The organism is Streptomyces sp. 11x1 (genome assembly GCF_032598905.1).
Classification (GTDB): domain Bacteria; phylum Actinomycetota; class Actinomycetes; order Streptomycetales; family Streptomycetaceae; genus Streptomyces.
In genome coordinates, this window is record NZ_CP122458.1 from 5810552 (window position 1) to 5822493 (window position 11942).

At 70.7% G+C, this 11942-nt stretch carries 11 protein-coding genes and 2 pseudogenes; 6 read left to right on the forward strand and 7 right to left on the reverse strand.

The features are described 5' to 3' along the window. Positions 1-26: 26 nt before the first annotated feature. Positions 27-188: pseudogene (locus tag P8T65_RS25640) on the reverse strand (helix-turn-helix domain-containing protein); the annotation flags it as partial. A gap of 170 nt (positions 189-358) precedes the next feature. Here P8T65_RS25640 and P8T65_RS25645 point away from each other — a divergent pair. Next, positions 359-1075: a copper homeostasis protein CutC gene (locus tag P8T65_RS25645; protein ID WP_316727597.1), complete on the forward strand. Its 717-nt coding sequence runs from the start codon at positions 359-361 to the stop codon at positions 1073-1075. A 371-nt stretch (positions 1076-1446) separates the two neighbouring features. On the opposite strand, the gene P8T65_RS25650 is transcribed toward P8T65_RS25645, so the two are convergent. Beyond that, positions 1447-2232: an NPP1 family protein gene (locus P8T65_RS25650; RefSeq protein WP_316727598.1), complete on the reverse strand. Its 786-nt coding sequence runs from the start codon at positions 2230-2232 to the stop codon at positions 1447-1449. Between the two features lie 346 nt (positions 2233-2578). On the opposite strand from P8T65_RS25650, the gene P8T65_RS25655 reads away from it, so the two are divergent. Then, positions 2579-3835, forward strand: coding sequence for a hypothetical protein (locus tag P8T65_RS25655; RefSeq protein ID WP_316727599.1), 1257 nt, complete (start codon positions 2579-2581; stop codon positions 3833-3835). Positions 3836-4100: 265 nt separating this feature from the next. On the opposite strand, the gene P8T65_RS25660 is transcribed toward P8T65_RS25655, so the two are convergent. Continuing rightward, positions 4101-4709 (reverse strand): hypothetical protein, encoded by a 609-nt coding sequence (locus P8T65_RS25660; RefSeq protein ID WP_316727600.1) that lies wholly within the window; start codon positions 4707-4709, stop codon positions 4101-4103. Beyond that, positions 4706-5293 (reverse strand): sigma-70 family RNA polymerase sigma factor, encoded by a 588-nt coding sequence (locus P8T65_RS25665; RefSeq protein WP_316727601.1) that lies wholly within the window; start codon positions 5291-5293, stop codon positions 4706-4708. Before P8T65_RS25665 ends, P8T65_RS25660 begins: the two co-directional genes overlap by 4 nt. A 436-nt stretch (positions 5294-5729) precedes the next feature. Between P8T65_RS25665 and P8T65_RS25670 the strand changes: the two genes are divergently transcribed. Beyond that, complete coding sequence (locus P8T65_RS25670) at positions 5730-6215, forward strand: hypothetical protein (RefSeq protein ID WP_316727602.1); 486 nt, start codon at positions 5730-5732, stop codon at positions 6213-6215. After that, complete coding sequence (locus P8T65_RS25675) at positions 6212-6529, forward strand: CPCC family cysteine-rich protein (RefSeq protein WP_316727603.1); 318 nt, start codon at positions 6212-6214, stop codon at positions 6527-6529. Before P8T65_RS25670 ends, P8T65_RS25675 begins: the two co-directional genes overlap by 4 nt. On the opposite strand, the gene P8T65_RS25680 is transcribed toward P8T65_RS25675, so the two are convergent. Beyond that, positions 6526-8604 (reverse strand): HelD family protein, encoded by a 2079-nt coding sequence (locus P8T65_RS25680; protein WP_399100147.1) that lies wholly within the window; start codon positions 8602-8604, stop codon positions 6526-6528. The genes P8T65_RS25675 and P8T65_RS25680 overlap by 4 nt on opposite strands. 304 nt (positions 8605-8908) lie before the next feature. Here P8T65_RS25680 and P8T65_RS25685 point away from each other — a divergent pair, with 304 nt between their 5' ends. After that, a complete protein-coding gene (locus tag P8T65_RS25685; protein WP_316727605.1) occupies positions 8909-9106 on the forward strand; it encodes a hypothetical protein in 198 nt (65 codons plus the stop codon). A gap of 255 nt (positions 9107-9361) precedes the next feature. Here the strand turns inward: P8T65_RS25685 and P8T65_RS25690 are convergent, their stop codons facing one another. Both P8T65_RS25690 and P8T65_RS25695 read right to left on the reverse strand, forming a co-directional pair. After that, positions 9362-9646: a type II toxin-antitoxin system RelE/ParE family toxin gene (locus P8T65_RS25690; protein ID WP_230222081.1), complete on the reverse strand. Its 285-nt coding sequence runs from the start codon at positions 9644-9646 to the stop codon at positions 9362-9364. Positions 9647-9720: 74 nt separating this feature from the next. Further along, on the reverse strand, positions 9721-11361 hold the full coding sequence (locus tag P8T65_RS25695; protein WP_316731712.1) for a DNA repair helicase XPB: 1641 nt from the start codon (positions 11359-11361) through the stop codon (positions 9721-9723). Positions 11362-11470: 109 nt separating this feature from the next. On the opposite strand from P8T65_RS25695, the pseudogene P8T65_RS47355 reads away from it, so the two are divergent. Further along, positions 11471-11905, forward strand: a pseudogene (locus P8T65_RS47355) (recombinase family protein); the annotation flags it as partial. Positions 11906-11942: the final 37 nt, after the last annotated feature.

Below are 11942 nucleotides of genomic sequence, written 5' to 3' on the forward strand. Positions count from 1 at the left end.
GCGAACTCCGGCTGCATCCGGCGCGTCCCGACCTCCAGCATCCCCACGTACGCCCCGCTGATGAACATCGCGGCCCCCAGGTCCTCCTGGGACAGGCCCGCCCGTTCGCGCCGGTGGCGCAGTTCCGCGCCGCACATCGCCCGCGTGGACTGGGACGGGTCGATGGTCCTGGGCTTGGGCATGGGCATGGGCAACTCCCTCTCGTACAGCCGGTCTTGTTGCTGCGCGCCGATTCGAGGGTAGATGCGGAGGGTGGTCGGGTGCGTGCTGAACGTGACGGCCGCGTCCAACAGCCCGGGTTGTTGGTAAATTGGACTAGACCTGTTGTCGTCACGCGAAGCCCGAAGAAAGGGGCCCCATGACCACGCGCGCGCTTCTGGAGGTGATCGCCCTCGACGCCGAGGACGCCGTCGCCGCCCAGGCCGGAGGTGCCGACCGGCTGGAGCTGGTGGCCGACATGGCGGCCGACGGGCTCACCCCGGCGGTCGCGACGTTCGTGGAGGTGCAGGCCGCCGTCGACATCCCCGTACGGGTCATGTTGCGGCTCGCGGACGGGTTCGCGGCGGGGCGGGTGGACGCGTTGGTGCGGGTCGCGTGCGACATGCGGGCGGCCGGGGCGGAGGAGTTCGTGCTCGGGTTCCTCGGGGAGGACGGCGGGCCCGATCTGGACGCCGTCGAGCGGGTGGTCGCCGAGCTGGACGGTCGCGCGTGGACGTTCCACCGGGCGATCGACCGTGCCGCCGACCGGGACGCCCTGCGCAAGCAGCTCGCCGACCTGCCGGGGCTGGACACGTACCTGACGGCGGGGTCGGCGCGGGGCGTGGACGACGGGATGCCGGTCCTGCTGGCGGAGGCCGCGAGACGCGGGGACCCCGGCTACACGCAGCGCCTCATGATCGGCGGTGGTCTCCGCCTCGACCACATCCCCCGGCTGCGCGCCGCCCGCGTGGACGCCTTCCACATCGGCGGCGCGGCCCGCCCGCACGGCTGGGACGCGCCGGTCGCCGCCGAGGCCGTACGCGCGTGGCGCGCGGCCCTCGACGCGCGCCCGGCCCGCGCGACCGCTTCGCGCTGACGCGCGGGGGTGCGTTGCCGGCCGCGGGCCCGGCGGGGCTTCTCGCGCAGTTCCCCGCGCCCCTGAAGGCCAGGCCCTGCGGGTCTGAAGGCGACGCGGCGGCGGGTCTGAAGGCGGCGGGGCGGCGGGTCTGGAAGGTGGTGGGGCGGCGGGTCTGAAGGTGGGGGGCGGCGGGTCTGAAGGTGGAGGGCGGCGGGTCTGGGAGGTGGTGGGGCTGTGGGCCTGGAGGCGGCGGGGCGGCGGGGTGAAAAGCACGGGGCGCAGCCCCGGCTTTTCAGGGGCGCGGGGAACTGCGCGAGAACCCCCACCCACCCGCACCCGACAAACGCACCCACCCCACAGCGCACCCCCCGGCCAAGCAGCCCGCAGGGCTACGCGTTGGGGTCGAAAGCGATCCCCGACGGTTTGGCCTTGGCGAGGTTGGAGGCGAAACTCCCGTCCTTGAGGCCGAAGTTGGCGCTGCCGAAGTCGTGCGAGACGAGGATGTCGCGGACGCCGGCCGGGTAGCCGTTCCAGCCGACGAGCGGCGGGTACTGCCAGGTGCCCTTGTGGTTCTCCGGCGGCTCGTCGTTGGAGCCCGCGAGCCGGAAGCAGTGCGTCCGGATGCCGTCCTTGTGGTAGACGATCTTCGGGTGCGTACCGTCCCAGCGGACCGAGGACGCGGCGTGCACGCTGAAGCCGCCGTGGGCGGAGGTCGAGACGTACTGGGCCGTGCCGTTCTGCACCCAGACCACGACGTGCTCCCAGTCGTGCCGGTGGCCGCCGATGCTGCTGCCGGGGACCGCCTGGTCCTTCTCGAAGTAGAGGTCGTACATGATCGCGCACCAGCCGTTGTTGCACTTGTAGCGCGAGTAGCCGTTGGTGTTGTCCAGGTCGGACCGGTCGCGGCAGTCGCCGCGCAGTGAACCGGTGGGCTTCAGGCCGCCGTTGACCGTGCCCGTCGGACCGATCGCGGGCGTCGAGTAACAGCCGTCCGTGTCGTAGTCGTACGCCGGCTGCCAAGTCGTCTCAAGCGCCTCCGCGTTGGCGGGCAGCGCGGCGGGCGGAGCCGCGTACGCGCTGCCGGCGACGCCGACCACCAGGGTGACGGTGGCGCCGAGCACCACGGCGGATCTGCGGAAACGACGCGAAGTGCGCGTGCGCGAACCTGTCTTCACTACGGCCTCCTGAGCCTGCCGCGAGGGATGGCGCATGTCATGCGCCATGGCATGCGCAGGTCAGATTGGCGCTACTCGCGGGTAGTGCACAAGGGTCCGGAGGTGTCGGAGTGATGAAGAATCAATCATTGTGAAAAACCTGTGAGTTGCGAGCCCGTGGCTGGGGATGGGTGGGGACGGGGCGCGGACGCGCCACATCACAGGTAGATATCCGCCACGTAGTTGTTGTGTGCGAAGTCGCCGTGCAGGGCCTTCCGGAGATCATCCCGGGCTTCCGCGCGTGCATAGTTGTCTCGCCCCAGACAAGCGGGGGCATGACAAGTTTCATCACACGGGGACGGGCTCCATGCCATTCATACGCCGCCGCGGCCTCACGGCCGCAGCCGCCGTGATCGCCGCGGTCATGGTCACTACCACCGCCTGCAGCAAGACCGAGGAGAGCGGGGCCAAGGCCTCCGACTCCACGACCGCCCAGGCGGACGCGGGCGACAGCATCGACACCGGCGAGAACGAGAGCGGCGGTGACACGACCGTCGGCGGGTTCAAGCTCCCGAAGGGTGTGCCGACCGAGCTCACCGGTGACGCGTTGCAGAAGTGGAAGGACGGTGGCTGGCAGGACTTCAGCGGCGACTGGGCCTCCAAGGCGGAGGACTTCGCCAACCCGTACATCGAGAACTTCTGGACGCCGGAGCGTATCGCCGAGGCCAAGGAGAACCTGCCGGACCTGCCGGCGGTCGCCGAGGCGGGCAACACCGCCACCGGGGCCGGCAAGACCACCCAGGTCTGGCTGCCCGACGGCAAGGTCAAGAAGCAGCAGGCCGGCAGGGTCAAGGCCACGTACCACAAGTACGCGCCCCCGGTCGGCAAGCTCTTCTTCACCACGCCCCAGGGGTCGAGCGTCTGCTCCGCCGCGGTCGTGAAGGACCCGGCGCACCCGGGCAAGTCCAACCTGGTGTGGACCGCCGGGCACTGTGTGCACGCGGGCAAGGGCGGCGGCTGGTACCGCAACATCGCCTTCGTACCGTCCTTCAACAACACGGGCAAGCTGAACATCAGCCAGGCGTCCGCGAACTACCGCGCGAGCAACGTCTCCCCGTACGGGATCGCCTGGGCCGACTGGGCCACCACCTCCGGCACCTGGATCAAGGGCGGCGCCGCGAGCGAGGGCACCGTGGCCGCCGCGTACGACTACGCGGTGCTGCACGTGAAGCCGGAGAAGGGTTCCAAGTCCCTTGAGGAGCGCCTCGGTTCGGCCCTGCCGGTGTGGTTCAACGCCCCCGCCGCCAACAAGGTCAAGAACATGAAGGTGCGCGGCTACCCGGCCGAGGCCCCGTACGACGGCTCGAAGATGTACCACTGCCAGGGCGCCACCAAGCGCTTCGTCCTCGGCTACAGCTACCCGAGCGACCACCCGGCCCAGTACATGGTCGGCTGCACCATGAACGGCGGCGCCTCCGGCGGCCCCTGGTTCATGTCCCACAAGGGCCGCACCTACCTGGTCTCCAACAACTCCCTGAGCGACCGCTCCACGTTCATCACGGGGCCGCGCCTCGGCAAGAACGCGAAGCAGGTCTACCTGGCGACCAGCAACAAGTTCAAGTAGGTCTTTGGAGGAGATACGCCCGAAGGGCGCCCCCGCGGGGGCGCCCTTCGGGCGTATCTCCTCCAAAGACCAGAGACCTGTTGGTGGGGCACATCCCTCGGCTAGTGAATACGCAGAGTGATGACCGAGAAGAGAACTTCTCCCACCCGCTGCCAACTATGCCGGTTTCAGACGGGCTGAGTAGGGCCGGGGGCTGGAAACGGAGCCCTCACAGGCCACCGCGCCAGTCCCCGACCCTACTGAACCTGGCCGACCCCAGTCAGCCTCAACCGCCTGCCACGGGCCTGGAGCCGATGGCCGCGCAGGCCGCCTTCTTCGTGGGGTAGCCGTCCGCCGGGTAGATCACCGGCCCGCCGAGTTCCGCATGGCCGTCGGTAGCGGAGGACTCGCCGCTGTCGGGCTGCGCGTTGGGGAAATAGCAGGCCGCGAACCGGGTCGGCCTGGGGGTCTGTGGCACTGTGCCCTGTGCCGGCTGGTTCCACATCCGGTCCCAGGACGCCGCGCAGGAACGCGCCGCGTCCTGCGGATCGAAATCCTTCATGGCTTTGAGCGGCAGCTGGCTCAGGTCCGCCTCGGGCGACAGCGTGCGAGCGCACATGACGTTGCGCCCGTCCTCGCCCCATGGCCCGAATGTGGCTACGGCAGCCGTGGTGGCGCCCCCGAGGAGGACGGCCGTGACCGCACCCACCATGAACAGGTGCCGGCGCCTCCCGGAACCGGCCGTGTCACGCGGCTGCTCGCTACGGCGCAGGATCTCCCGCAGGACGGCCTTGCCGTCTGCGGACGCTGCCCAGCCTTCGGTGCCGTCGGGGCGCAGGGCACGGATGGCGGCGAGGTCGGGCGCCTGGCTGTGCTGGGTGACGGTCTGCTTCATGCTGACTCCCGTTGGGTGAAGTGGGGCTGGGCAAGAGCGCCATGGACCGGCTGTGCATGGCCTGCACGGGGCAGCGCTGCCCTGAACCGTTTGCGCGCCCGGTGTAGGCGCACAGCGAAGGCGGTGGCCGTGCAGCCTGCGACCACGGCCGCCTGCTTGGCCGTCAAGCCGTACCAGGCGCTCAGCACGAGTACTTCCCGGTCCTGTTCGGAAAGCGCCGACAGCGCGGCGGCCACCTCGGCACGCGTCCCTATCGCGTCCCCGATCTCCGCAGCCCCTGTCCGGTCGGCCATCACCGCCAAGCGCTCGGTCAGTGCGCGGTGCCGCTGGTCGGACCGCACGCGGTTGGCGAGCAGCCGCCGGGCCGAGGCGAGCAGCCACGGCAGGGCATCATCGGGTACGGACCCGGACTTGCGCCAGGCCAGCACGAAGGTCTCCGACAGGATGTCCTGTGCTGTCTCCCGGTCCGTACGGTGCAGCAGATACGCCAGTACCCGATCAGCATGAGCCGTATAGAGAGCCTCCAAGGCCCGGTGTCCGCCCGGATCCCCGTACTCCCCGGCGGTTGTTCGTCGTCGTCTCACAGCACCTCCATGTTCCGTCCATCAACGGCCGTCAACCGGGAGATGTACGGCCGGGCCGGATCTCTTACAGCCTCTGGCGCTTCAGGTTCGGGCCGTCTCGGCAGGCGTGACACGGAGCACGAGCCTGCCGTGAGTACACACCCCGCGCGAGTCGCCCGTGTGCGATCGCCACCGGTTCCAGAGCGAAGGGCTCACCACCTCGTCCAACCACCCATGGCCTGGCCCTTGAGAGGTGCTCGCCAGGCGCCCTGCCCCACAGGCCCGGGGAAGATTCTGTTCGCGTCCTTTGCCGCGACGGCGGAGACCAAGCGGGTGGCTGAGCGCGGCGATGTCGCCGGGGTTTACCTCCCGGCCTTGGGCGGCCATCTGGCGCAGGGTTTCGGTCGTGTCGACGGTGGTGGAGAAGATGATGCTGTCGGCCATCAGGTCGAGAAACTTGACACTCGCAGGTCAGGACGCCTTGCTCCCGGCGATCCGCGCCGTCCTCGCCGCCGGCCGCGTCCACGGTCTCGGCCTGGCCGACGCCCAGCACGTCGTCCGCGACCGCTACCTCCACCACGGCGACCGCGTCGCCCGCACCCCCGACAGCCCCCTCGACCTGGACTCCCTGACCGCCCTCGCCACCGGCCTCCCCAGCCGTCTCGTCGCCATCGAGGCGGTCTGGGACGGCGACACAGTCCACGACTGGTTCGTGATCCTGCTGGCCCACACCGCCGACCCCGAGGGCGAGCACCCGCTGGCCACCACTTATTGGGGCACGGCCGAGCGCCACCTCGGAGCGGACAGGGCGGCCCGCACCCCGGGCCACCCGTCCGCCGAGGCCGCCACCCACGCCGGCCGGGCCCTGGCGGCCCACCTGTCGGTCCCCTTCCGTTTCGCCAGCCCCGACACCCCTGACGAAGAGGCGAGATGGGAGAGGTGACGAGCACCGAGAGCGAGCCGGGTCTGCTCCCGTGCCCTTGCTGCTTCCAGCCCACCCTGGAGGAGCGCGCCAACTTCGAGATCTGCCCGGAGTGCGGCTGGGAGGACGACGGGCAGGACGACGCCGACGCTCATGTCGTCCGGGGCGGCCCCAACGGCTCGCTGAGCCTGACCCGGGCCCGGGCGGAATTCGCGGAGGCGCTGACCGAGGACCAGCACGACGAGTCCCTGACGCGCGGCGGCGCGGGAATGTGGCTGGCGGAGGCACGACGTCAGCCGGGTGCCCTGCCCGGTGGCCCGGCGGGCCTGCTCTAGGCCAACTGCGGCGGCAGCGGCGCCGCATGGGTCACGATCAGGCCCGAGACCGCTCGGGTGAGGGTGACGTAGAGGCGGCGTAGGCCCGTGCGTTCGTCCGGTTCGGCGTCGACGATCGCCTGGGGCTCGTCCAGGACGACATAGTCGTACTCCAGGCCCTTGGCGAGCGAGGCCGGGACAAGGGTCAGGCGGGTCTCCTGCGTCGTCTCCTCGCCGGGGGACAGGTGGGCGAGGCCCGCCGCCGTCAGCGCCTCGGCGAGGGCGGGGATGCGGGTGTCCGCTGCGATCAGGCCGGTCGAGCCCTCGTTGCGGAGCAACTCCTCGCAGGCGGCGATGACCTGGGAGTCGCCGGTGCTCGGCCGTACGTCGAAGAAGCCCGGGTTCTCGCGGACCGACGCCACCGGGGTCAGACCGGGCGCGATGTGCGGGAGAAGCCGGGAGGCGTACGTGATCACGTCCGTCGGGACGCGGAAACCGGCCGTCAGCTCCTCCACATGGGCCTCCCCCTTGCCGAGGTGCGCCAGCGCCTCCTGCCAACTCCGCGTCGCCCAGGGGGTCGTGCCCTGCGCCAGGTCGCCCAGGACCGTCGCCGAACCGGTGGTGCAGCGACGGCCCACCGCCCGGTACTGCATGGGCGAGAGGTCCTGCGCCTCGTCGAGGACGACATGGCCGAGGGAGTGCGTGCGCTGCACCAGGTCCGTCGCCTCGTCGACCAGGACCGCGTCGGCGGCCGACCACTTCACCGACTTCACGCTCCGCGCCGGCTTCGCCCACAGGATCGCCTTCTGCTCGTCGTCCGTGAGGATCCCGTCCGCGTGCTCGGCCAGGAAGTCCGCGTCGGAGAGCAGCCGCAGCACGAGCTTCGCGGGGTCGACGGGCGGCCAGATCGCCTTGACGGCCGCCTTCACCGCCGCGTTGCGCGCCACCGCGTCCTGCACCCGGTCGTCGGGCGCCTCCCCGGACCGCTCCATCTGCACCAGCACCGCGTGCGCGATCCGCTGCGGCAGGGCGTCCCGCGCGGCCCCGTAGCGGATGTCCCGGTCGAGCAACTCCCGCACGATGCCTTCGAGTTCGTACGCCGGCACGCGCCAGCGACGCGAACCACGGACGACCACGACGGGCTCGGTGGGCAGCGTGACGTGCGAGCGCACCGCCCGGCGGAGGACTTCGGCCATCCGGGCGTCGCCCTTGACGACGGCGGCCGCCGCGTCGTCCGTGCCCCGCACCTCCACATGCGCGACGAGGTCGCCGACGGTCGCCTGCTTGACCTCCAGCTCGCCCAGCGCGGGCAGGACCTGCTCGATGTAGTGCAGGAAGGAGCGGTTCGGCCCGATGACGAGGGTGCCGGTGCGGGACAGACGCTCGCGGTGGGCGTAGAGGAGATAGGCGACCCGGTGCAGGCCGACCGCGGTCTTCCCGGTGCCGGGTCCACCCTGCACGCAGAGGCTGCCGGACAGGTCCGAGCGGACGATCTCGTCCTGCTCCGGCTGGATCGTCGCCACGATGTCCCGCATCGGGCCGACACGCGGACGCTCGATCTCCTGCTGGAGCAGCTTGCTGGTGGCGGCCGCCTCGGCGGGGTCGGAGAGGTGCTCGTCCTCGTACGCGGTCAGGTCGCCGCCGGTGTACCCGAAGCGGCGCCGCAGCCCGACGTCCATCGGGTCCTTCTTCGACGCCCGGTAGAAGGGCTGCGAGACGGGGGCACGCCAGTCGATGACCATCGGGTCGCCGTCCGCGTCGTGCACGTGCCGGCGCCCGATGTAGAACTGTTCCCCCTCCGCGCCCTCCGCCCGGTCCGCGCCGGGCGCGTGCAGGTAGTCGAGCCGGCCGAAGAAGAGCGGGGTGTGGTTCAGGTCCGCCAGGGCCTTGATCCGCTCCTCGATCTGGCGGGCCAGCACCTCCGCGTTCACCCAGTTCGCGGTGACGTCCCTGATGTCCAGCGCCTCCGCGTCCTCCCGCATGGCCCGCAGCGCGGACCGGGAGGCGGCGAGGTGGGAGCGCTCGCGGGAGAGGGGATCGGCCGGGTCGCTGAGGGCGGCGGGGCCGGCGGGGCCGGCGGTGGGCTGCGCGGACAAGGGGGTGCCTCCGGGGGCCTGCGGGGAGCTGGGGGTACGCCTGACGACGGTGACCGACCGGTTTCCGTCCGGGCGGCGGCGCTCCACGGACGGGAGGCGGGCAAGAGCGGAGAGTGTAGGTGAGGGGAGGGGGCGGAAGCCAACGGATTTTTTTGCCGCCGCGTCCGCCGTGCCCGCCGTACCCCTAGGGGGTCCCTACACCGCCGGTATTACGGGCGAGCTGGACCTGAGAGGGAGCCGGGGGCTCAGCGCGTTCACTCCGCAGACCGACGCGGTTCGAAGGCGGGCGTTCCACCATGGAGATATGAGTGCAGCGACCTTCATCCCAGCCTCGGCCTCCGGCCGAACCGGTCCGCCGCCCGGTGCGACCGGCCTCGACGACCACCACAACCGCCACCGCCTCGCCGACGCCCTGCGCGCCGTCAAGGTCTTCGCGAGCGCCGCGTTCGGCGTCGTCATCCTCGGCGAGTACGCGGAGGAAGCGGGCGTACGCCGCCGGTGAAGGCCGGACTCCCGGCCCACACCTCTCCGAGCCTCGCGCAGCTCGCGGGGCCGTCATCCCTGCCGGACCACCTGGCCCGACCCGGCCGACGGAACACCCGGACCACCTGGACCACCCGGACCACCCGAGCCCCTCGGCCGTCAGCCGCGCTCTCCCGGACGGCCGCCTCGATCTGACCCTCACCTGACCGCCTGCCTGACCGCCCGCGCGGGCAACTCCCTACGGCCCAGCCCTCCTCCGCCCCCGTCGGCGGTCTCAGCCTTCCTCGGGCAGCAGGATGTCCGCGTCGTCGAAGATCCGCAGCATCACCAGGAGCAGGCGACCGCGGGAGACCATGTACTCCGCGACGATCTGTGAGGTGAGCCGGATCTCGCGGTCCTGGTCGCCCACTCCTATGGTGCGGGACAGCTCGGTGTACGGATCACGGGCGAGCAGTTCGATCGCCTTGTCGAGGGAGGCACGGCGCGTGGGGTCCAGCCGGTCGCGGTCACGAGCCGCCGGCTCCGTGTACAGCACCTCGTAGATCTCCTCGTGAGGCATGCCGCCCTCCTTGACCTGGCTCGCGCTGGTACGGCTCAGCGTACCGAGCGCGGGCACCCCCTGTGACCCCTCGCTCAGCCCTCCGCCAGGAGCTCGTCCGCGTCCATGATCCGGTAGGCGTAGCCCTGTTCGGCCAGGAAGCGCTGGCGGTGCGCCGCGAAGTCCTGGTCGATGGTGTCGCGGGCGACCACGGAGTAGAAGTGGGCCTGGTGACCGTCGGCCTTCGGGCGCAGGACCCGGCCGAGACGCTGCGCCTCCTCCTGGCGGGAGCCGAACGTGCCGGAGACCTGGATGGCGACGGTGGCCTCGGGCAGGTCGATGGAGAAGTTCGCGACCTTCGACACGACGAGGACGTTGATCTCGCCCTCGCGGAACGCGTCGAAGAGCTTCTCGCGCTGGGCGTTGCTGGTCTCGCCCTTGATCACCGGTGCGTCCAGATGGGCGCCCAACTCGTCGAGCTGGTCGATGTACTGGCCGATGACGAGGATCTGCTGGCCCGCGAAACGGCGGACGATCGCCTCGGCCACCTTCCGCTTGGTCGCGGTGGTGGAGCAGAAGCGGTACTTCTCCTCCTGCTCGGCGGTGGCGTAGGCGAGCCGCTCGGAGTCGGTGAGGTTCACCCGGACCTCGACACAGTCGGCGGGCGCGATGTACCCCTGTGCCTCGATCTCCTTCCACGGCGCGTCGAACCGCTTGGGCCCGATGAGGGAGAACACGTCCGACTCCCGCCCGTCCTCCCGGACCAGCGTGGCCGTCAGCCCCAGCCGTCGGCGCGCCTGGAGATCGGCGGTGAACTTGAAGACCGGCGCGGGCAGCAGGTGCACCTCGTCGTAGACGATGAGGCCCCAGTCACGGGAGTCGAAGAGCTCCAGGTGCGGGTAGACGCCCTTCCGCCGGGTCGTCAGCACCTGGTACGTGGCGATGGTGACCGGCCGGATCTCCTTCCTCGTCCCGCTGTACTCGCCGATCTCCTCCTCGGTCAGCGACGTCCGCTTCACCAGCTCGTGCTTCCACTGCCGCGCGGAGACGGTGTTGGTGACGAGGATGAGCGTGGTCGACTTGGCCTGGGCCATGGACCCGGCGCCGACCAGGGTCTTCCCGGCGCCGCAGGGCAGCACGACGACCCCGCTGCCGCCGTGCCAGAAGTTCTCCACGGCTTGCTTCTGGTAGGGCCGCAGCGCCCAGCCGTCCTCGGCCAGCTCGATCGGGTGGGCCTCACCGTCCACGTACCCGGCGAGGTCCTCGGCGGGCCAGCCCAGCTTCAGCAGGGTCTGCTTGATCTGACCGCGCTCGGAGGGGTGCACGGCCACGGTGTCGGGGTCGATCCGCGCCCCGACCAGCGGAGCGATCTTCTTCGACCGCAGGATCTCCTCCAGCACCGGCCGGTCGGTGGTGGTGAGGACGAGGCCGTGGGTCGGGTGCTTGGAGAGGGTGAGGCGGCCGTAGCGGTCCATCGTCTCGGCGACGTCCACGAGCAGCGCGTGCGGCACCGGGTAGCGGCTGTACTGCACCAGCGCGTCCACGACCTGCTCGGCGTCATGGCCGGCGGCCCGCGCGTTCCACAGCCCGAGCGGTGTCACCCGGTAGGTGTGGATGTGCTCCGGCGCCCGCTCCAGCTCGGCGAAGGGCGCGATGGCCCGACGGCACTCGTCCGCCTGCTCGTGGTCGACCTCCAGGAGCAGCGTCTTGTCGGACTGGACGATTAGGCAGGACACACATACCTCCACGGATTGGATCTCCAGCGTGACAGACAGTGCACCTGTCACCGCTCGGGCCATGCCCCGTGCCCGGCGCCGAAAGGGCGTTCCGGCCAGCGCGCCGGGGATGCGCGCCGCTATCTATGTTCGCCTATCGCGTGAAACGGACGAGACGACTTCTCCTGAGCGCCAGAGAGCGGCTTGCGAGGCGTTGTGTGAGGCACGTGGCTGGAACGTCATGGTCGTCGAGGAAGACATCGATGTTTCCGGCTTCTCGCGAGGCCTCGACCGGCCGGGCCTGCAATGCATCCTGACCAGACTCGCCGAGCTGGACGTGATCGTGTTCTTCAAGATCGACCGGCTTGCACGCTCGACGCTCGACTTCGCGGAGATCATGCGACTCGCCGAGCATCAGAGTGTAGCGCTCGCGTCGGCGACAGAGCCGCTCGATCTCACGTCGTCCATGGGCCGGGCCATGGCGAAGGTGATCGCTGTCTTCGCCGAGCCGGAGTCCGACACCATGGGCATGCGGGTGTCCAGCGCGCACGAGCACCTGCGCCGCGAGGGGCGCTACACCGGCGGTCGGGTCCCGTACGGGT